The following is a 19,455-nucleotide window of genomic DNA, read 5'->3' on the forward strand; positions in this document are numbered from 1 at the left end:
TCAGTCGCCCGACGATGCGCGGACAGCCCCTTGGAGGAATAATGTCGCACATCCTGTTACTGACCAACAGCACCGGGTCATCGGTGGACATTCTGCCTGCCCTGGAGCTCCTAAACCACCGGGTGCATATCCTTCCCGCCGAGCCCACCGCCCTGCTCGAGACAGATCCTTGCGACGTCGTCCTCCTGGACGCGCGCAAGGACCTAGTGGGCGCCCGCTCCCTGACCCAGCTCCTGAAGGCGACCGGCCTCAGCGCACCTCTGGTGCTGATCCTCACCGAGGGCGGCATGGCGGCCGTATCCTCAGCCTGGGCCGTCGACGACATCGTGCTCGACTCGGCCGGCCCCGCCGAGGTGGAGGCACGGATCCGCCTCTCTGTCGCCCGGGCTGTACCGGAGCAGGAGGAGGCTCCCTCCGAGATCCGGGCCGCCGGCGTCGTTATTGACGAGGCGAGCTACACGGCGCGCGTCAACGGCGCGGCACTGAACCTGACCTTCAAGGAGTTCGAACTCCTGAAGTACCTGGCGCAGCACCCCGGCCGGGTATTTACCCGGCAGCAGCTCCTCACCGAGGTCTGGGGCTACGACTACTACGGCGGCACCCGGACCGTGGACGTCCACGTCCGGCGGCTGCGCGCCAAGCTGGGCGCCGACCACGAGAACCTGATCAGCACGGTGCGCAACGTCGGCTACCGGCTCACCCTGATCCGCCAGCAGGAGGACGAACTCACCGAGGCGTAGGCCCCGGGCCGGACCCCCAGGGGCCGGCGGAGAGTGCCTGGACCTGCAGTAGAAATACAGAACGGCCCGGCTCACCAGAGCCGGGCCGTTCTGTATTTCTACTTATCAGTGGAGGACATACGGGTCGAACGTATCGAGGCCACCCCAGTGGTGGATCCCCCTCACAACCTGCCATGAATGGCGGCTGAGGTAACGACTATACGGGGCGCCACGGCATGTTCCAAATCGGGCGCGCGTGGGTGGCGTCCGTATAGCCTTACAGCATGAGTCCTGCGCACCCGGAGAAATGGCCCGTCCTAGTCATCAGGGGCGGCGTGGATGAAGAGCTGCTGCGGGACGTCCGCGCCCTGCTGGCCGCCGCCGAGGAATCGGACGGCAATCCGCCCATTTCCGAACAGACCCTCGTGACCATGCGCGCGGCGGACACGGGCCCGCACATGCTGCTGACCCTTGCCCTCTACGCCCCGGACGAGCAGTCGGACCCCGCCACGGCACAGGACCTGGCCGGATTCGCCGTGGTCGTCGAGGAGCCGGACGGGACAGGCGTGGCGGAAATCGCAGTGCACCCCAGCTACCGGAACCAGGGCGTGGCAGACCGGCTCGTCAGCACGCTCAAGTCATCGCGCGGCCTGGACGGGCTCAAGGCATGGTCGCACGGCAACCATGAGGCCGCCGCGGACCTGGCGGCCCGGTACGGCTATGGCCCGGTGCGGGAACTGTGGAAGATGCGGCTCACCACCGCCGCCGCTGACCTGCCCGACGTCGGCCTTCCGGACGGCGTCTCGATCCGCGCCTTCGCGCCGGGGAAAGACGAAGAAGCCTGGCTCGTGGCCAACCGGGAAGCGTTCGCGCACCACCCGGAGCAAGGATCCCTGACCAGGGCCGACCTGCAGGCCCGGATGGACGAACCCTGGTTCGACCCCGCCGGTTTCCTGCTGGCGGAGGGCCGGGACGGGCGGCTCCTGGGCTACCACTGGACCAAAGTGCATCCGCAGCACGGGTCACACCCTGCCATCGGTGAGGTTTACGTGGTGGGCGTCACGCCCGCAGCCCAGGGCATGGGCCTCGGCAAGGCGCTGACCATCGCGGGGATCCGGCATCTCCAGCAGCAGGGCCTGCACGCCGTGATGCTGTACACGGATGCGGACAACACTCCGGCTGTCTCGCTGTACCGGCGGCTGGGCTTCACCCGCTGGGATATGGACGTGATGTACGGGCCGGTTGACGGGCGTTAATCGGCTCTTTAACGCTTGGTCCGGCCGCCCCGAAATCTTCGGGTCCCGGACCCCTGAATGCTTGTAAGGTTGAAACTAAACCCGCCAGTACTCAAGGAGAGCGCATGCAACCGGAATCCGCCGGAACAGCCACCACCGAAATCAAGGCTGCGCCTGTGCGCGCCCGGTTCGGCTCCTCCGAAGTGCCGGCCTCCCGCGCCACACAGGACCGGATCGACATTCCTGAGTTCGCCGCCATCCTGGAGCCGGATGGAGAGATCAGCCCGGACCGGTTCCTGGACCGCGAGCTGAGCTGGCTTGCGTTCAACGCCCGGGTCCTCGAACTGGCAGAAGACCCCACCCTGTACCTGCTGGAGCGCGTCAACTTCCTCTCGATCTTCGCGTCCAACCTCGATGAATTCTTCATGGTCCGCGTGGCCGGCCTGAAGCGCCGCATCGCCACCGGACTCGCCGTCCCGTCCCCGGCGGGCCTGAGCCCCGTCCAGGTCCTGGAGCAAATCGGCGAGGCGGCCCACCGCCTGCAGCAGCGGCACGCCCAGGTCTACGCGGAGCAGATCCGGCCGGCCCTGGCCTATGAGCACATCCACCTCATGCACTGGGATGAACTCGACGACGAGGCCCGGCACCGGCTCAGCGCCATGTTCGCGGAGAAGGTCTTCCCCATCCTCACCCCGCTGGCCGTGGACCCCGCCCACCCCTTCCCCTACATCTCGGGCCTTTCCCTGAACCTGGCCGTGGTGGTCCGGAACCCGGTCAGTGACAAGGAGCTGTTCGCCCGCGTCAAGGTGCCGGACCAGCTGCCCCGCCTGATTTCCATCGACGGTCCCCGGGCCGGCTCGGTGCCCGGCCGCGTGGCACGGTTCATCGCCCTCGAGGAAGTCATCGCCGTCCACCTGGACCAGCTCTTCGCCGGCATGGAGGTCCTGGAGCACCACACCTTCCGTGTGACCCGCAACGAGGACGTCGAGGTGGAAGAGGACGACGCCGAGAACCTCCTGCAGGCGCTTGAGAAGGAACTGCTGCGCCGCCGGTTCGGCCCGCCCGTCCGGCTCGAGGTCACCAACGACATCAACCCGAACATCCGCGCCCTGCTCATCCGCGAGCTCGGTGTGGACGAGTCCGAGGTCTACTCAGTTCCGGCACCACTGGACCTGCGCGGCTTGTCCGTGATCGGCAACATCGACCGCGCGGACCTGCACTACCCCAAGCACGTGCCCCACACCTCGCGGTACCTGAACGAGTCCGAGACATCCAAGGCCGCGAACGTCTTCGCCGCGATGCGCCGCCGCGACATCCTGCTGCACCACCCCTACGATTCGTTCTCCACGTCGGTTCAGGCATTCCTGGAACAGGCGGCGGCGGACCCCAAGGTGCAGGCCATCAAGCAGACCCTGTACCGCACGTCCGGCGACTCCCCCATCGTCGACGCCCTGATCGACGCTGCCGAGGCGGGCAAGCAGGTGCTGGCCCTCGTGGAGATCAAGGCCCGCTTCGACGAGCAGGCGAACATCTCCTGGGCGCGCAAGCTGGAGCAGGCCGGCGTCCATGTGGTCTACGGCATCGTGGGCCTGAAGACCCACTGCAAGCTGTCCCTCGTGGTCCGCCAGGAAGTGGACGGGCTGCGCCGCTACTGCCACATCGGAACCGGCAACTACCACCCGCGCACCGCGCGCTACTACGAGGACCTCGGGCTCCTGACGGCCAACGAGCAGGTGGGCGAGGACCTGTCCAAGCTGTTCAACCAGCTCTCCGGGTACGCCCCCAAGTCGACCTTCAAGCGGCTCCTGGTGGCCCCCCGGTCCGTGCGTTCGGGACTGATCGAAAGGATCGAGGCCGAAATCCGCAATGCCCGCGCAGGCATCCCCGCGCGCGTGCAGATCAAGGTCAACTCCATGGTGGACGAGTCCATCATCGATTCCCTGTACCGCGCTTCCCAGGCCGGCGTGAAGGTGGACGTCATTGTCCGCGGCATCTGCTCCCTGCGCCCCGGCATCCCCGGGCTGAGCGAGAACATCACGGTCCGCTCCATCCTTGGCCGCTTCCTTGAACACTCCCGCGTGTTCGCCTTCAGCAACGGAGGCGACCCCGTGGTGTACATCGGCTCCGCGGACATGATGCACCGCAACCTGGACCGCCGGGTGGAGGCGCTGGTGCAGCTGTCCGGCGGCGAGGACACCGCCTACGTCCTTGACCTGATGCGCCGGTACATGGACCCGGAGACGTCCAGCTGGCACCTGGACAGCGACGGCGAGTGGACCCGCCACCACATCGGCGATGACGGCAGCAAGCTGGACGATGTCCAGTCCTGGCTGCTGGCATCACGATCCCGGCAGCGCGCCGTCGTCCGGCGGTAGGAACCCGGCCTTTGAAGAGCAGCGACTCACCCATAGCGGATCAGACCGATCACCCGGGCGAGCCGGTCGCCGTCACGGCCGCCGGCGCCCTGCCTTGGCGCGTCAAGAAGGACCAGCTGGAGGTCCTCCTGATCCACCGGCCGCGGTACGACGACTGGTCCTGGCCCAAGGGCAAGCTCGACCCGGGCGAGACTGTGCCCGAGTGCGCAGTCCGCGAGGTGGAGGAGGAGATCGGGCTCGTTGCGCCGCTGGGCATCCCGCTCCCGCCCATCCATTACCATGTCGCCGCCGGGCTGAAGGTTGTGCACTACTGGGCCGTTGAGGTCACCGGCAATTCCCTGCGGCCCGACGGCAAGGAAGTGGACAGCGTCATGTGGTGCGTACCGGAGCGTGCCGCCGAGCTGCTGTCCAACCCCTCGGACCGGGCCCCGCTGGAATACCTGGCCGCGGCGCACGCCCGCAAGGAACTGCAGACCTGGCCGCTGGTCATCGTGCGCCATGCCAAGGCCAAACCGCGGTCGTCATGGACCAAAGCGGAAGGCGAACGGCCCCTGGCAGCCACCGGCATCCGCCAGGCCCAGGCCGTGCACCGGCTGCTGAAGGCGTGGAAGCCGCTGCGCGTGGTCAGCAGCCCGTGGCTTCGCTGCGTGGCGACCATCGCCCCCTACGTCAAGTCAGCGGACGCCAAGGTGAAGCTCGTGGATGCGCTCACGGAGCACCGGCATGCCCGCAATCCCAAGAAGACCGCTGCCGTGGTGGACGCGTTATTCGACAAGCAGCGCGCCGTGGTGCTGTGCACGCACCGTCCGGCCCTCCCCACCGTGCTGGGCCAGCTCGCCGGCTACATGCCCCCGCGGCTCAGGGGCCTGCTGCCGGTAGCAGACCCCTATCTCGCCCCCGGGGAAATGATCATCTGCCACGTGGCGCACGGCAGCAAGAGCAGGATCGTCTCGGTGGAGCAGTTCAAGCCCTTCGACGACTGAGCCTCCACCGCCGTCCAGGCCTTCACCTTGACCCCGCCATCTTTGTATCAAATACTTGATACAAAGATGGCGCTTCGGGATCATTTGGGGGGTCTGATGCCACTACAGTTTGAGTTGCCGCCCATGGCGCTGCTGGGACCGCTGCTGGCCGCAGTGGGCATTTACGGGCTGTTGCGCTGGGTTGTCTGGGCGCCGGGCGGCGGCACCTCGCCCAGGTCCATTTCGGACCATGCGCTCTGGGTCGGCGTGATCGGCTGGCTGGCGAGCACCCTGCAAGGGGCAGCAAACGCCGGCATCATTCTCCTCAACCCCCAGACGCCGTCGCTGGCGCAACCTGCGGACATCCTGGAGGCGCTCGCCTGGCCGGTCGTCGGCTGTCTTGGGGTCCATGCGCTGGGCCAGCTCAGCTATCCCGGTCCCCGGGGTTCGCGCCGGCTGGCAACCCTGTCCGTCCGGCGCGTCAGGGACTTTCTTCCGCGGAAACTGGCGTGGACCACGCTCGGCATTTTCGCTGCCTCCGCCGCAACCATCGCGTGGGCAGCCACGCTACCGGCGTACCGTCCCTTGCCCTACACTTCCCCGCCCCGCGGGGAAGCTGGCCCCACGGTGGGCGGCGACGGACGGATTCCCGGCACAGAACTGGCGGCCTGCCTGGCTACCGCGCTGCTGCTGCTCGCGGCCGGCACGGTTCTGGTGCTGTGGCTGATTTCCCGACGCCGGCAGCTGGAAGCCCTTGATGCCGACGACAACGTCCTCCTCCGCACCATCGCGATGAACCGGCTGCTGCGGACGGTCTCGACTGTCGCCGCAGGACTGGCAGCCATCGCCGGCAACTTTGCTTCCCGGCCGGATCCCACAGTTACCACTGATTGGACCAACCCGGCCGCACTGGTCGCCATGATGGTGCTGTTCGTGATGTGGCTGTGGCAGCCGCCGCAGCTGGCGAGCCTCCGGCCCCGGAAAGCCCAAATCCGCCGGGCTTCGTCTTCCGCCCGGAAAATCGTCCGGAATCTGCCCGGCGAGAAGCATCCCGCCGCGGTGCTCACCGTGTCCCTCGGCGCCCTCCTCGGGCTGGCCGCGGTGGCGCCGGGCATGGGAGTTTTGTTCTTGCTGGGCTCCACCAATCCGGTCCGTGCCACCATCATCTCGGCTGTGATGGCCGGGTGCGTCCTGCTGGCCATCCTGGCCGGCGAGCTGCTACTGGAACGGAATTACGGCGCCGCCTCAGCAGTCCGCGGCTGGCCCGTCCAGCCGGTGGCGCCCGCCCTCCTCACCGCTGCGATCATTGGCCTGCTGCTGCTGGCAGTCCTGGTTGTTCTGACCGCCGTCGGAGAAGCGGCCGTTCCGTCCGGAACACCTGGAGCCCCGAGCTGGATTCCGACGGCGGTGGCCACTGCGGCCGTCGCCGCCACGGCTGTGCCCGCCGCCCAAGCCGTTCGCCGGCGCCGCGGCATCGTCACCGTGGGCAGCGTCACCGTGGATGACGGACTGGACGCGGCGCTCCGCGCCGTCACGCTCAACAGGATCGTTCGGATTCTGGCCGCCTTCCTGCTGGCACAAGCAGGTGGCCTGCTGATTTCGGCAGGCCCGGCATGGAGTGCGCTGCTGGGAATGCAGACGGCTCCGGCGGGACTGTGGGAAGGGACGGCAGCCGCCTGCGGGTACGTGCTGGTAGTAGCCGCCGTGGTGCTTTCCCTGGTTCCCGTGACCGCTTTCGGCCCCAGGAGCACGCCGGCCACCCGGCGTACACCGGTGGAACCTGCCCGATGACCGCGGGCATCTCGGTGGACCTCGGTTCCCCCACTCCCCCTTATGAGCAAATCCGGCTGCAGGTCAGCGCGCTGATCGCCGCAGGCGGGCTCACTGCCGGCACTCGCTTGCCGGCAGTCCGCAGCCTCGCGGCAGATCTGGGTCTTGCTGCCGGGACCGTCGCCCGGGCGTACAAGGAACTGGAACAGTCGGGGCTGATCGAGACCCGGCGCAGGAACGGAACCGTCGTCGTCGGGCTACCGGCGTACAGTGCGTCGGACGCCGAGGCGCCCGGGTCCGATGCATCCGGCTCCGGTGCCTCCGCAGCGGAAGTGGCTGCCGCCGTCGAACATCTCATCAAAGCGGGGGCCAAGGCGGGTCTGCCCGACGAGGAGCTTCTTGCGCTGGTCCGTGTTGGTCTGCAGCGGCGCCGCGGCCTGCCTTCGGGCCCGCCCTCGAGCTCCGACTAGACTGGACGGGTGAGCACCCCAACGCCCTATGAAGACCTTCTGCGCGACGTCATGGCAAACGGCACGCACAAATCAGACCGCACCGGCACCGGAACCAGCAGCGTTTTCGGCCGGCAAATCCGCTTTGATCTGAGCGAAAGCTTCCCGCTGATCACCACCAAGCGGGTGCACTTCAAGTCCGTAGCCGCCGAGCTGCTGTGGTTCCTCCGCGGCGACTCCAACGTGAAGTGGATGCAGGACCAGGGCGTGACCATCTGGAACGAATGGGCCGACGCCGACGGCGAACTCGGGCCGGTCTACGGCGTCCAGTGGCGCAGCTGGCCCACGCCCGACGGCGGCCACATTGACCAGATCGCCGAGCTCTTGGAGAGCCTGAAGTCGAACCCGGACTCGCGCCGGCACATCGTCTCAGCCTGGAACGTGAGCGAGCTCAAGGACATGGCACTGCCGCCCTGCCACGCTTTCTTCCAGTTCTACGTCGCGGACGGCAAGCTCTCCTGCCAGCTGTACCAGCGGTCCGCGGACATGTTCCTTGGCGTGCCGTTCAACATCGCCTCCTACGCGCTGCTGACCTGCATGCTGGCCCAGCAGACCGGCCTCGAGCCCGGCGAATTCGTCTGGACCGGCGGCGACGTGCACATCTACGACAACCACATGGACCAGGTCCTGAAGCAGCTGGATCGGGAACCGTACGCGTACCCGCAGCTGAAGATCACCCGCAAGCCGGAATCGATCTTCGACTACACCCTGGACGACTTCGAAGTGGTGGGCTACCGGCACCACCCCACCATCAAGGCGCCGATCGCCGTATGAGCACGGAGGGCACTATGGATGCGCAGGCTTTCAGCGAGGACATCGCCGCGGGGATGTCCGGGATCGGACTCGTGTGGGCCCAGACGCCGGCCGGCGTCATCGGCAAAGACGGCGACATGCCGTGGAACTTGCCCGAGGACCTGAAGCACTTCACCAAAGTCACCACCGGCCATCCCGTTATCATGGGCCGGAAAACCTGGCTGTCCTTCCCGGCGAAGTACCGTCCCCTGCCCAACCGGACGAACATCGTCATTACCCGGCAGGAGAACTGGGGCAGCTCGCCTGAGGCGGAGGGCGCCGTCGTCGTCAAATCCCTCGATGATGCCCTGCTGGAATCACAGTTCGCCCCAGGCTGCGAAGCAGTCTGGATCCTCGGCGGCGGCGAAATCTTCAAGGAGTCCACGGGCCTGGCCAACGTTGCCGTGGTCACCACCATCGACGTGGACGCCGACGGCGACACGTACGCCCCGGAGCTCGGCGACGGCTGGGTGGCCGGCGCCTCTGTGCCGGCCGACGGCTGGTTCACGGGAGCCAACGGCACCCGCTACCGGTTCACCAAATGGAACCGCCCGGAAGGTTAGAACATGCTGCGTAAACCCGAAACCCTCTTCGTGCTCGGCTACATGCTGCTGCCGCTGTTTGCCCTGCTGTCCGCGATTGTCGGGCTCACAATGATCCTCGGCGGCAACAAAATTGCCGGCATCATCGTCCTGGTGGTGGTGACGCAGGCGTTCGCCTTCGGCGCCTTCTTCGCCCTGCGCGCCCGCAAGACCGCCCTGATGGAGGAGCCCGACCGCCAGTAGCGCCCGGATGGGGAGTGCTGCCCATCGCGGCGGCCCGGGGCGCGAATTAGAGTGATGGCTGGACTTAGCAGCAACCGTGCCCGTTTGGAACGGTCAAATTTTGGGGGACGATGTGACAGGTAATTTGTGGGGCGCCGACGTTGCGCAACTTCGCACACTCGCGCAGCAGTTTGGAAGCGTCTCCGACCACCTGATGCAGACATCGTTGCAGCTGACCAACCAGATCAACAGCAACCCTTCCTGGAAGGGCAACGACGCCACCCAGTTCCGTTCGGACTGGAACGGCAACCACAGGGCTCTTATCCAGCGGACGGTGCGCGCCCTCAAGGACGAATCCCGCAAGCTGCTGGACAACGCCAACGAGCAGGAGAAGGCCAGCGACGCCGCCCCGGGGTCCGGCGGCGGGCCGATCGGCGTGTTCGCCGGTGATCCGGGGTGGACAGGGGACTCCGCCGGCGACGGCAAACCCTTTCAGTTGGGTCCGGACTGGCTTGCCGACGGCGAGAACTCTCCCTTCCGCAAAGGCTGGGAAACTTACAACCTGATCAAGGCCTTCCCGAACCTTCGTGCGGGCATCTACGACATGGCCTCGATGCTGGACAAGTCCCATGTGAACCAGTTCCTGTCAAAGGCCGCCTGGGAAACTTTTAAAGAGTCGAACGCAATCAGCAGATACTTCAATATGTCGTCCGATCTGTTCGATGGGAAGCTCCATACGGCGCTGAATCTGGCGCCGGACACTACTGCGTTTAAAGCTCTCGGTGCTTTCGGTCACGCCCTCGGCGGGGTAGGCGTCGGCCTCGACGCCCTAGACGCAGTGAACAAGTTTCAGACCGGGGACACAGGCGGCGCCTACTATTCCAGCGCGAAGGTGATTCTCGGCGTCGGATCCTTCTTTCCTCCACCTGCCGGAACAGTGTGCATGGTAGCCAGTGGAGCACTTGCTATCTACGACAACGTCCCCGCCGTGAAGAACTTCGTGAATGGGGTGGGCGGCAAGATCGCTGAAGGCTGGAACGCGGCCGGCGGCGCCGTCGAACAAGGCGCGGAAGCGGCTGGAGAAGCGGTTCTCGATGTCGGAGAAGCGGTGGGCGATGCCGGAGAAGCGGTGGGCCATGCCGTTAGCGACGGAGCGAAGGCCGTGTCGAAATTCTTTGGATTCTAGAAAAGGGAAGCTAAGTGACTGAGACCATCACTGAACCAGCAGACTCAAGGGACAACCAGTACCCCGATTCAATCGGTTTCGGTTTCGCCGAGATCATAACCCTCCTGAACCTTCACCGAGGGGAGGCAGCCACCGCTACCGCCCACGCCCTCCGCGTTGGAGACGAACTGGATGACATTAGAATCATTTCCGCGGGCGCTTCATCCTTGGTTGCCAGGGGATTGGCCACCGTTGAGCCTGACGGAGAACTGTCCGTAGCAGGCCCCGTGGCCGCGGTCACGTCGGCGCTTACTTCGGCTATCAGACGCATGGAAATATCCCTCCTGGTTCCCGGATCAGGAGACAGCGTCTTGTCCGTCGAATCCGAGGACTACCAGATCATCCTGCAGCCACGTGCGTACTTCACTTGGTTCGCAATGGCACAAAACCCGGATATCTCCGCCGCTGAAGCGAACTTTTTCGTTATGCGGAAACATCTCTCGGACAACCCTGCGGGAGGAGCAACCATTTTACGGCGCGAAGATCCCGCCAAGCGCCGGCTCCTCCTCAAACATGGAATCGGTGGCTGGAGCGTCGGCTTTATCAACCAAGGCGACGACGAGGTCGTGGGGGAACTTTCCGGGCTCTCGGACTCCGAGGTCCTCGAACAAATACGCAAGATTAGGAACGAGACATAATGCACAGCAACCCGGAACGCTCGGCCCGCGACGAAGAAGTGTGGGAGTGGCACAAGCAAGCCTTGGCTGCGGGGCAGCATCGGGTTATTTCCCGGACCATGAGCGGTGAACTCTACAGCTACGCGAAAGACGAAATCGGTTTCCGGCGCAATGGCCCGGGATATGGGGTTTCTACGCTCTGGGGTCTCAGCGTCGTAACTATTGTGATGGCTGTGGTTGGCGTCTTCATGATCGTGGTGGCAACCGGCGCACTGTCGCCAGACGGTAAGCCAGCCTGGGGGTTTCTCGTACTCAGCGTTTTTGCAGCAGGGATGGTCTGGTGGGGCGTTCACTGTGCCATGTCCGAATTCAAGGCCAGGAAGATCCGGGAACAACGCGGGGTACCCACGCCCAGCAGCGCGCCGCTCTGAGCGAAGCGGCTCGTCGATCTCGTCGTCGTGTCTATCTGCCCGGCAGTGACGTAACCGACTGCGGCCCGCCAAATCCAAAGATAAACTGTCCCAATGACTACAGCAGCTACTCCGTCCGTTGGACTGGTCGGTTGGCGTGGCATGGTCGGCTCCGTCCTGATGCAGCGCATGCAGGAAGAGGGCGACTTCGCCAACATCAACCCCGTATTTTTCTCCACCTCAAACGCAGGAGGTGCCGCGCCTTCGTTTGCTGAAGGCGCAGGCAAGCTCGAGGACGCGTTCGACGTTGACACGCTGGCGAAGCTGCCCATTATTGTCACCGCCCAGGGCGGTGATTACACCAAGCAGGTCCACGGCGAGCTGCGCAGCCGCGGCTGGGACGGCCTCTGGATCGACGCCGCCTCCACCCTGCGCATGAATGACGACTCCATCATCGTCCTGGACCCGATCAACCGCGATGTCATCGACAAGGGGCTCGCCAACGGCACCAAGGACTTCGTCGGCGGCAACTGCACCGTGTCCTGCATGCTGATGGGCCTCGGCGGCCTCTTCAAGAACGGCCTCGTCGAGTGGGGCACGTCCATGACCTACCAGGCAGCTTCCGGCGGCGGCGCGCGGCACATGCGCGAGCTGCTGAGCCAGTTCGGCACCCTCAACGCCGAGGTCAGCACGGAACTGGACGACCCGGCGTCGGCCATCCTGGACATCGACCGCAAGGTATTGGCCCACCAGCGGAGCGACATCGACGCCACCCAGTTCGGTGTGCCGCTGGCCGGCTCGCTGATCCCCTGGATCGACGCGGACCTCGGCAACGGACAGTCCAAGGAGGAGTGGAAGGCCGGCGTCGAGACGAACAAGATCCTCGGCACCTCGGATGACAACCACGTGATCATGGACGGCCTCTGCGTGCGGATCGGGGCCATGCGCTCGCACTCGCAGGCTCTCACCCTGAAGCTCCGCGAGGACCTCTCCGTTGCCGAAATCGAGACGCTGCTCGCCGAGGACAACGAGTGGGCCAAGGTGGTGCCCAACTCCAAGGAAGCCTCCATGGCCGACCTGACCCCCGTGGCTGCCTCGGGCACGCTGACCATCCCCGTGGGACGCATCCGCAAGCTCGAGATGGGCCCGCAGTACATCAGCGCCTTCACCGTCGGCGACCAGCTCCTCTGGGGTGCCGCCGAACCGCTGCGCCGCATGCTCAACATCGCCACCGGCACGCTGTAACCAGCTTCGCGCCGCTCAACCGGCCCTGCCCCGCACGACCGGCCTGCCCTTGCTGTATCAGGGCCGGCCGTTCATGCGGAGCGGGGCCGGTTTTGCGTCTGCGCCCGGACGGTCGCGGGGCCGAGGCCGGTCAGGAAACGAGGAAGCCCTCGTACCGTTCGGCGGCCCGGCGGAAGCCCGCCAGCGCCGCCGGCCCCAGGGGCTTGGTCTCATCGAACGGAAAGGGTACGACGGCGGCTGTCCGCCCGCTCCCCTGCCTCGCCCAGGTGCCGGTCACCTCGCCGCCGGCCACGACGGCCTTCTTGAACACGCCGTTGCCGCCAGGAACGATCTTCTGCGCATGCTCGGGCGGCAGCACGATGCTCCGGTCCGTGTAGCCGAGGACAAACTCATCGAACCCCGGAAGGGCTAGAACCGAGCGTTGGCCCGGCACGCCCTCGTCCAGCAGTGCTGCGGCCTCAGGGGACGTCCAGTACTGCATCCCGTCGTACTCAAGCTCCGCCAACTCGCTCTTCACCGCTGGCAGGGCCCGCCGCACCTCGGTCAGGGGAATGCTGGACCACCACGCGAAGTCGCGCAGCGTGGCGGGTCCGTGGCCGCGCAGGTACCTCAGCAGCAGCTCGGCGATCCCCTCCTCACGGCCCAGGTCGCGGGACGTTGTGATCCAATGGTCGAACGCAACGAACTTCTGCTGGTTGCCGTCCAGCGGCCCGGGCACCAGCGTGGCGCTCTGGCACAGCATCCACAGCAGGTGGATGCCGCGCTGCGCCCTGGTTGGCTGCCCGGCCGTCTCGAAGGCTGCGAACAACTCCTCCCGGCTGGCGGCCCGTCCGCCGTCAACCAAGCCGACTGCTGCCTCCCGGCTCGCTTCGATGTCGCTGCCCGTGATTTCCAGTTGCCGGTGCCGGCCGGCCGTGCCCTGGACCATCCGGGCCGTGGTGATGTTCAGGATCCAGCGCAGATCCTCCGGCGCCAGCAGGTGCAGAGTCCCCCTCATGGGCCAGGAGCGGACCAAGGACCCGTCGTCCAGGGCGCGGCGGACGTCACTCAAGCCTGCGCCGGGAACCCGGATACCCACCGCCCACAGCGCCGCTTGGAGATCCTGGGCCTGCATCGCGGCCATCGAGCGGACTGCCTCCAGCACCCCGGTGAATCCGGCCCCCAGCAGGCCCTGCGACGCCAGCCTCAGCCGGCCCATCACCTTGGGCGTAACCCGGATCCTCACTGTTGCAGCCATGGCCCCATCCTAGGGCTCCCCGTATCCGAGCAACCCGGTTACCGGAGCAGGCGCGGCCAGACCTAGAGCGAGAGGCCGATCAGGAGCGGTTCGGGGTGCAGTTCGATGCCAAAACGCCCGACGACGCCGGCACGCACCTCGCGTGCGATCGCCACCATGTCGGTGGCGCTGGCAGAGCCGCGGTTGGTGATGGCCAGGGTGTGCTTCGTGGACAGCGAGGCCCTGCCGCCGGAGACGCTCCCGTCCTCCAGCCCGAAGCCCTTGGCGAATCCGGCGTTGTCGATCAGCCACGCCGCGGACAGTTTGACCGCGCCGTCGGAGCCGCCCGGGTAGCGTGGGGCGTTTTCGGGCAGTCCGTCCGCCACCGATGACGGCACGATCGGGTTGGTGAAGAAGGAGCCCGTGGAGTAGGTGTCGCGGTCCGCCGGGTCCAGCACCATGCCCTTGGAGGCGCGCAGCCGCAGGACCTCGCGGCGCACGTCGTTCGAGTAGGCACGCTTGCCCTGCTCCACGCCCAGGACCCTGGCCAGCTCGGCATAGCGGATGGGTGCGCTCATGCGGCCCAGCGGCAGCTGGAACTCGACGGTCAGCACGACGTAGCGCGGAGAGCCGTTGACAGTGGTCTGCTTGAGGATCGAATCCCGGTACCCGAACTTCAGGTCCGAGCTGGTGAAGGTTTTCACGGCGTTGCGCTCCCGGTCCCAGGTGCGGACCGCGGCGATGGTCTGCGAGACGTCCGCGCCGTAAGCGCCGACGTTCTGCACGGGCGTGGCTCCAGTGGCACCGGGGATCCCGGACAGCGCTTCAATGCCGGACCAGGCGTGGAGCACGGCGTGCTGTACCAGCGCGTCCCAGTTGTGCCCGGCCTGGACCACCACGGATACGCCGCCGCAGGAGTCCTCGGCGTTGACGGTGAACCCCTCCGAGGCGATCTTCAGGACGGTTCCGGGGAATCCGTCGTCGGAGATCAGGAGGTTGGATCCGCCGCCGATGATCAGCAGCTGCTCACCGGCGGCGTCCGCGGCACGCACGGCCTCGATGATCTCGGCCTCGGTGCGGGCCTCGACGTATTTGCCGGCGGGACCGCCGACGGCGGCCGTAGTCAGATCGGAAAGCATTGGAGGGTTCACCATCACGTCACGCCAACCGGACGAGGGCCTGGGCTTTCATGAGGACCTTCTGACCTTCGAACACCACAGTGAGGTCCACGCGTGCGGTGCGCGCATCGGCATCCAGCGCGCCGACCGCGCCGCTGACGTCGATGACGGCACCGGCGTCGCCGGTTCCCGTGGTGTCGGAGACCAGCACCGGCTTGGTAAACCTGGTCTGGTAGTCGACGACGGCGGCCGGGTCACCGGCCCAGTCGGTGACCAGCTGCACGGCGGCGCCCATGGTGAACATGCCGTGGGCGATGACGCCGGGAAGCTCGACGCCCGTGGCGAAGGCCTCGTTCCAGTGGATGGGGTTGAAGTCGCCCGACGCGCCGGCGTACTTGACCAGGTCCTGCCGGGTCACCTCGATGCTGCGGCCGCCGACGTCCTGGCCGACGCTGAGTTCTTCGAATGTGAGGCTCATGGCTACTGTCCCTCTCCGCGGACCAGGATGGATGACTTGGTGGTGGCTACCGGCTCGCGCCCGTCCCCGTCCGTCAGTGCAAAAATCTCGCTGCGGGTGGTGATCATGGCACCTCCGCCCATGGCGCGCACGCCGTCGACGTGCAGTTCCGCCACGAGCCGGTCGCCGGCGAAGATGGGGCGGTGGTGGGTGAAGCGCTGGTCCGCGTGGACGACGCGGGAAAAGTCGATGCCGGCCTCCGGATCCTCGATCAGCTGGGCGTCGGCACGCTGCGCGATGATGATCGCAAACGTGGGCGGTGCCACGAGGTCGGGGTGGCCCAGGCTCTGCGCGGCGTCAACATCGAAGTGGGCGGGGTGGGTGGCCTTGACGGCGCGGGCGAACTCGCGGATTTTCTCTCGGCCAACGTCATACACCTCAGCGGCAGGGTAGCTTCGTCCCTGCAGGTCCGGATTGATAGTCATGTGTTCAACCCTATCGGGGCGGGCGTGCAGGTCGGATACGTGTCGTTATTTCCTGATGTTCTTCCGGATCCTCTGGCCGCGGACCACCATGCCGACCATGTGCAGCACGAGGCCCAGGCCGATCACAGGCAGGGACGCGATCATGAGCACCTGGTTGGCGGTGACGTTGCCCACGATGTTGAGGATCAGGCCGACGGCGATGAGGCCCATTGCGATGAAGACCAGGATTTTGTAGGACTTGGGTGCGGTGACCCAGAATTCGTGCAGCACCGTGCCAGTTTACCCAGTCAGGCCTGCGTGTTCGGAACGGTGCGCCTCAGAAAAGGGCTTCCTGCACGGCGCGCACCTCCGAGCTGTACTCCCCCGGTTCCACCAGGCGCCCCTTCAGCAGCCCGAGGTTCACCACGAAATCCAGCTCCGACCCGTCCAGGCCGGCCAGGCCGTGGCTGCCGCACAGGGCCCTGAGGGTGAAGCCGTGGCTTCCGCCGTGCATCCCGTGCGGGTAGGCGTGCCGGGAAGCAGCCGCGCACAACGCCCCTGCCTGCGCCGGGCGGACCCACTGCTCATCCACAACGGCGAAACCCCCGACGGCGGTGCCCGCCAACAGGGTCCGCACCTCCTCCGCCCGGCGCCGGTTGAGGAGGTCAAGCTCACCGGCGGGGAGCGGGTCCGTCAGGGCAGCAGCCTTCGCCGCGCCGCGAACCTGCTGGGCAAGTCCCACTTCGCTCGTGGCCAGGTCCTCCAGGACGCGCACCAGCCGCCCGTCCTCGGCCAGGGCAACGTAACGGGCAACCACCGCCCCCTGCTCGGCCAGCCGGTTCCATTTGCGCGGCTGCGAGGCCGTGCCGATCTTGCTGGCACCGTTGGCGAACGTGGCAACGTAGAGCCAGTGCGGCTGCATGAGATAGTCCCGGAGGCCCGCCGGAACCCGTCCGCCACGGTGAAAGTCGTGGATCAGCCGGGTGTCGTCTGCCAGCTGGCAGGGCTCACACTGGCTGCCCCGTACCGCGTGGGCACTGTCCGGGCAGGTGACGTGCCGGCGCTCGGCGGCGGAGAAAACCTTGGTGTGGCCCAGGCAGTGTTTGACGCCGTCCGCCACCCGGAACCCGAGGCGGGTGCCGGCGTCGAGCGCCATCTCACTGAACCCGCCGGAACGGTGCTGGAGGCGCAAAACGGGCCTGCCGCCGTCGCACGCTGCGGAAACAGCTGGCGGCCCATCCCAAAAGACCCCGTGCACCAAAAAGACCCCGTGCACCAGATAACGGGTATCGGTCACGGGGTCTCCTGGTAATGCTGATGGCGCTTACAGCGCGGGCTGCACGCCGAACGCTACCGCGAGCTTCATGATCTTCTCTGCGCGGCCGAGGCGGGGCAGGTCGGAACCGTCGCGGATGACGCGGCCGTTGGCCTCGAAGTCGGACATGAAGTCGGTGGCCCAGGCGACGTCCGACGGGGTGGGGCTGATGACCTCGTTGATGACGCTGGTCTGGTCGATGGCCAGGCACAGCTTTCCGGTCATGCCCATCATCACCGTGACGCCGGTCTGCTCGCGCAGGATCGGGTGGTTGGTTCCCACGGTGGGTCCGTCGATGGGACCCGGCAGGTTGCCCACCCGGCTGGCAACGACGAGCTTGGCGCGCGGGTAGGCCATGGCCTCCTGGGTGTTCGCCATGCCGGTGTCACGGCGGAAGTCGCCCGAGCCGAACGCCAGGCGGAACGCACCCTGGGCCTTGGCGATGTGGTTGGCTTCTTCGATGCCGAGCGCGGATTCCACGAGCGGGATGACCGGCGTCTTGCCGTCCATGCGGTGGAAGGACTCGGTGACCTGGTCAGCAGACTCGGTCTTGGCCAACATGACGCCGAGAAGCCCCGGCGTGCCGCGCAGGCCCGCGAGGTCGTCGGCCCAGAACTTGCTGGTGGCGTCGTTGATCCGCACCCAGGCCTGGCCGCCGGCGGAGAGCCAGTTCACGACGTTCTCGCGGGCGGCATCCTTCTGCGAGGGGTCCACGGCGTCTTCGATGTCCAGGATGATCGAGTCCGCGCGGGACACGGCGGACTGGTCGAAAAGCTCGGTTTTCATTGCGTTGACAAGCAGCCACGAGCGGGCGATCTCGGCGGGGATGTTGCGTTCTTGCCGGGTGATCTCGGCTGTGGAGGAAGACGTCATGGTTCTACCGTATCGGGCGGGCGCCCGTCTGCGCGACGCAGATCGGCCCCGCAGGGCAGACCAATACGAACAAAAGCCGTTTCGCGGAGGGCCCAGATCCCACAGTGTACAGCCCAGCGCAGGGATCTTTGCTGCCGTCTGTCACGGGGCAACACCTGCCGCAACGGGGCGCCTCATGTCCCGCTGTTGCGCCGTGTTTCCGCGGATTTCCAACGGTTTCCCGCCGTGACCGCCGCACTTTTCTGCTTCGTCAGAGTGCGCTTACATCGATCCATCGGCCGTTGCAGCGGCCGGAGCGAACGAGGCGAACCAGCCAAACCAAACCCCCTGAAGGAACCCCCAATGAAACGACACCTGACCATCCTGAGTGCTGCGGCCGCCGTCGTCATCGCGCTGACGGTGTCCGGCTGCGGTGGGAGCGCCGCCGGTGATGTCACAGGCGGCACCGGCGCTCCCGGCGCCAACGAAGTCAAGGAGCTCCGCTACCAGGGATGGGCCAACAACGTGACCCTTCCCGAGTTGGCGGAGGACCTCGGCTACCTGGGCGACGTCAAGCTGAACTGGGTGGGCAACACCATCAGCGGCCCCCAGGACATCCAGTCCGCAGCGACGGGCCAGACCGACTTCGGCGGCGCGTTCGCCGGCGCCGTAGTGAAGCTCGTGGAGGCCGGCGCCCCGGTGAAGGCCGTCATCAACTACTACGGCGAGGACAGCAAGACCTTCAACGGCTTCTATGTAAAAGAAGACAGCCCGATCAAGACCGCCCGGGACTTCATCGGCAAGAAAATCGCCGTGAACACTTTGGGCGCGCACTCCGAGGCGGTCATCAACACCTACCTTCGCAAGAACGGCCTGAGCGCAGACGAGATCAAGCAGGTCCAGCTGGTGGTGGTTCCACCGAACGACACGGAGGAAGCCATCCGCCGCGGCCAGGTGGACGCTGGCTCCCTCGGCAGCATCCTGCAGGACCGGGCCGTCGCCAACGGCGGGCTGCGGTCCGTCTTCAGCGACTTCGACCTGTTCGGAACGTTTGCCGGCGGGCCCTACGTCTTCCGGGAAGACTTCCTCGCCCAGAACCCCAACACGGTCCGGACCTTCACCACGGGTGTGGCGAAGGCCATCGAGTGGGAACGGGCCACGCCCCGCAAGGAAGTGATTGCCCGGCTCACCAAGATCCTGAAGGAACGCGGCCGCAACGAGAACCCGGCCGCACTGCAGTACTGGAAGAGCGTCGGTGTCCCCGCCAAGGGCGAAATCAAGGACGAGGATTTCACCCGCTGGGAGGAATACCTGAAGTCCGTGGGCATCATCACGTCCGACCTGGACACCAAGAAGCTTTACACCAACGAGTTCAACGGCCTCCTGACGAAGTAATCCATCGCAGCGACA

21 protein-coding genes are annotated in these 19,455 nt (G+C 66.4%); 14 read left to right on the top strand and 7 right to left on the bottom strand.

Translation table 11 applies throughout. The features are described from left to right. Positions 1–41 precede the first annotated feature (41 nt). The 13 genes from ACTHQX_RS07335 to asd all read left to right on the top strand — a co-directional run bounded on the left by ACTHQX_RS07335 (position 42) and on the right by asd (position 12,623). A complete protein-coding gene (locus ACTHQX_RS07335) occupies positions 42–740 on the top strand; it encodes a winged helix-turn-helix transcriptional regulator (protein ID WP_236804559.1) in 699 nt (232 codons plus the stop codon). Positions 741–1,003: 263 nt separating this feature from the next. Then, entirely contained in the window at positions 1,004–1,975 is a 972-nt protein-coding gene (mshD, locus tag ACTHQX_RS07340) for a mycothiol synthase (protein ID WP_236804560.1), read from the top strand. Positions 1,976–2,079: 104 nt separating this feature from the next. Continuing rightward, positions 2,080–4,329 (top strand): RNA degradosome polyphosphate kinase, encoded by a 2,250-nt coding sequence (locus tag ACTHQX_RS07345; RefSeq protein WP_236804562.1) that lies wholly within the window; start codon positions 2,080–2,082, stop codon positions 4,327–4,329. 11 nt (positions 4,330–4,340) lie between these two features. After that, positions 4,341–5,312: an NUDIX hydrolase gene (locus ACTHQX_RS07350; protein WP_236804564.1), complete on the top strand. Its 972-nt coding sequence runs from the start codon at positions 4,341–4,343 to the stop codon at positions 5,310–5,312. Between the two features lie 96 nt (positions 5,313–5,408). Further along, on the top strand, positions 5,409–7,082 hold the full coding sequence (locus tag ACTHQX_RS07355) for a hypothetical protein (protein ID WP_236804566.1): 1,674 nt from the start codon (positions 5,409–5,411) through the stop codon (positions 7,080–7,082). Then, complete coding sequence (locus ACTHQX_RS07360) at positions 7,079–7,531, top strand: GntR family transcriptional regulator (RefSeq protein ID WP_236804568.1); 453 nt, start codon at positions 7,079–7,081, stop codon at positions 7,529–7,531. The genes ACTHQX_RS07355 and ACTHQX_RS07360 overlap by 4 nt, the downstream gene beginning before the upstream one ends. A 9-nt stretch (positions 7,532–7,540) precedes the next feature. After that, positions 7,541–8,344, top strand: coding sequence for a thymidylate synthase (locus ACTHQX_RS07365; RefSeq protein ID WP_236804570.1), 804 nt, complete (start codon positions 7,541–7,543; stop codon positions 8,342–8,344). Continuing rightward, entirely contained in the window at positions 8,341–8,925 is a 585-nt protein-coding gene (locus ACTHQX_RS07370; RefSeq protein WP_236804572.1) for a dihydrofolate reductase, read from the top strand. The genes ACTHQX_RS07365 and ACTHQX_RS07370 overlap by 4 nt, the downstream gene beginning before the upstream one ends. 3 nt (positions 8,926–8,928) lie before the next feature. Beyond that, the gene (locus ACTHQX_RS07375) at positions 8,929–9,147 is read left to right on the top strand and encodes an NF038396 family protein (protein ID WP_236804574.1); all 219 of its coding nucleotides are present in this window, start codon (positions 8,929–8,931) and stop codon (positions 9,145–9,147) included. A 76-nt stretch (positions 9,148–9,223) separates the two neighbouring features. Next, entirely contained in the window at positions 9,224–10,312 is a 1,089-nt protein-coding gene (locus ACTHQX_RS07380) for a WXG100 family type VII secretion target (protein WP_236804576.1), read from the top strand. 14 nt (positions 10,313–10,326) lie between these two features. After that, positions 10,327–10,989 (top strand): hypothetical protein, encoded by a 663-nt coding sequence (locus tag ACTHQX_RS07385; protein WP_236804577.1) that lies wholly within the window; start codon positions 10,327–10,329, stop codon positions 10,987–10,989. After that, positions 10,989–11,399: a hypothetical protein gene (locus tag ACTHQX_RS07390; RefSeq protein ID WP_236804579.1), complete on the top strand. Its 411-nt coding sequence runs from the start codon at positions 10,989–10,991 to the stop codon at positions 11,397–11,399. The genes ACTHQX_RS07385 and ACTHQX_RS07390 overlap by 1 nt, the downstream gene beginning before the upstream one ends. Positions 11,400–11,492: 93 nt before the next feature. Continuing rightward, a complete protein-coding gene (gene asd, locus ACTHQX_RS07395) occupies positions 11,493–12,623 on the top strand; it encodes an aspartate-semialdehyde dehydrogenase (RefSeq protein ID WP_236804581.1) in 1,131 nt (376 codons plus the stop codon). A 130-nt stretch (positions 12,624–12,753) separates the two neighbouring features. Here asd and ACTHQX_RS07400 read toward each other — a convergent pair whose 3' ends face one another. The 7 genes from ACTHQX_RS07400 to ACTHQX_RS07430 all read right to left on the bottom strand — a co-directional run bounded on the left by ACTHQX_RS07400 (position 12,754) and on the right by ACTHQX_RS07430 (position 18,066). After that, on the bottom strand, positions 12,754–13,860 hold the full coding sequence (locus ACTHQX_RS07400; protein ID WP_440156537.1) for a winged helix DNA-binding domain-containing protein: 1,107 nt from the start codon (positions 13,858–13,860) through the stop codon (positions 12,754–12,756). A gap of 62 nt (positions 13,861–13,922) precedes the next feature. Continuing rightward, positions 13,923–14,978, bottom strand: a complete 1,056-nt coding sequence (locus ACTHQX_RS07405; RefSeq protein ID WP_440156535.1) for a UDP-N-acetylmuramate dehydrogenase — start codon at positions 14,976–14,978, stop codon at positions 13,923–13,925. 19 nt (positions 14,979–14,997) lie between these two features. Continuing rightward, complete coding sequence (locus ACTHQX_RS07410) at positions 14,998–15,435, bottom strand: MaoC family dehydratase (RefSeq protein ID WP_440156533.1); 438 nt, start codon at positions 15,433–15,435, stop codon at positions 14,998–15,000. 2 nt (positions 15,436–15,437) lie between these two features. Continuing rightward, positions 15,438–15,899, bottom strand: a complete 462-nt coding sequence (locus ACTHQX_RS07415; RefSeq protein ID WP_440156530.1) for an FAS1-like dehydratase domain-containing protein — start codon at positions 15,897–15,899, stop codon at positions 15,438–15,440. A gap of 45 nt (positions 15,900–15,944) precedes the next feature. Then, on the bottom strand, positions 15,945–16,169 hold the full coding sequence (locus tag ACTHQX_RS07420; RefSeq protein WP_236804589.1) for a DUF3188 domain-containing protein: 225 nt from the start codon (positions 16,167–16,169) through the stop codon (positions 15,945–15,947). A gap of 46 nt (positions 16,170–16,215) precedes the next feature. Further along, positions 16,216–17,175 (bottom strand): DUF2797 domain-containing protein, encoded by a 960-nt coding sequence (locus ACTHQX_RS07425; RefSeq protein ID WP_440156528.1) that lies wholly within the window; start codon positions 17,173–17,175, stop codon positions 16,216–16,218. A 27-nt stretch (positions 17,176–17,202) separates the two neighbouring features. Then, positions 17,203–18,066 carry an HpcH/HpaI aldolase/citrate lyase family protein gene (locus ACTHQX_RS07430; RefSeq protein ID WP_440156526.1) on the bottom strand — a complete coding sequence of 288 codons (864 nt, stop codon included), beginning with the start codon at positions 18,064–18,066 and terminating at the stop codon, positions 17,203–17,205. A 342-nt stretch (positions 18,067–18,408) separates the two neighbouring features. On the opposite strand from ACTHQX_RS07430, the gene ACTHQX_RS07435 reads away from it, so the two are divergent. Beyond that, positions 18,409–19,440 (top strand): ABC transporter substrate-binding protein, encoded by a 1,032-nt coding sequence (locus ACTHQX_RS07435; RefSeq protein WP_440156524.1) that lies wholly within the window; start codon positions 18,409–18,411, stop codon positions 19,438–19,440. Positions 19,441–19,455 lie beyond the last annotated feature (15 nt).

It is taken from the genome of Arthrobacter sp. SAFR-023 (assembly GCF_051965295.1).
Lineage (GTDB): Bacteria > Actinomycetota > Actinomycetes > Actinomycetales > Micrococcaceae > Arthrobacter.

Coding starts and splice junctions, on each gene's coding strand:
- ACTHQX_RS07415 (WP_440156530.1), bottom strand. CDS start 15,899: ATGACTATCAATCCGGACCTGCAGGGACGAAGCTACCCTGCCGCTGAG.
- mshD (WP_236804560.1), top strand. CDS start 1,004: ATGAGTCCTGCGCACCCGGAGAAATGGCCCGTCCTAGTCATCAGGGGC.
- ACTHQX_RS07400 (WP_440156537.1), bottom strand. CDS start 13,860: ATGGCTGCAACAGTGAGGATCCGGGTTACGCCCAAGGTGATGGGCCGG.
- asd (WP_236804581.1), top strand. CDS start 11,493: ATGACTACAGCAGCTACTCCGTCCGTTGGACTGGTCGGTTGGCGTGGC.
- ACTHQX_RS07390 (WP_236804579.1), top strand. CDS start 10,989: ATGCACAGCAACCCGGAACGCTCGGCCCGCGACGAAGAAGTGTGGGAG.
- ACTHQX_RS07335 (WP_236804559.1), top strand. CDS start 42: ATGTCGCACATCCTGTTACTGACCAACAGCACCGGGTCATCGGTGGAC.
- ACTHQX_RS07405 (WP_440156535.1), bottom strand. CDS start 14,978: ATGCTTTCCGATCTGACTACGGCCGCCGTCGGCGGTCCCGCCGGCAAA.
- ACTHQX_RS07435 (WP_440156524.1), top strand. CDS start 18,409: ATGAAACGACACCTGACCATCCTGAGTGCTGCGGCCGCCGTCGTCATC.
- ACTHQX_RS07430 (WP_440156526.1), bottom strand. CDS start 18,066: ATGACGTCTTCCTCCACAGCCGAGATCACCCGGCAAGAACGCAACATC.
- ACTHQX_RS07375 (WP_236804574.1), top strand. CDS start 8,929: ATGCTGCGTAAACCCGAAACCCTCTTCGTGCTCGGCTACATGCTGCTG.
- ACTHQX_RS07355 (WP_236804566.1), top strand. CDS start 5,409: ATGCCACTACAGTTTGAGTTGCCGCCCATGGCGCTGCTGGGACCGCTG.
- ACTHQX_RS07345 (WP_236804562.1), top strand. CDS start 2,080: ATGCAACCGGAATCCGCCGGAACAGCCACCACCGAAATCAAGGCTGCG.
- ACTHQX_RS07370 (WP_236804572.1), top strand. CDS start 8,341: ATGAGCACGGAGGGCACTATGGATGCGCAGGCTTTCAGCGAGGACATC.
- ACTHQX_RS07410 (WP_440156533.1), bottom strand. CDS start 15,435: ATGAGCCTCACATTCGAAGAACTCAGCGTCGGCCAGGACGTCGGCGGC.
- ACTHQX_RS07360 (WP_236804568.1), top strand. CDS start 7,079: ATGACCGCGGGCATCTCGGTGGACCTCGGTTCCCCCACTCCCCCTTAT.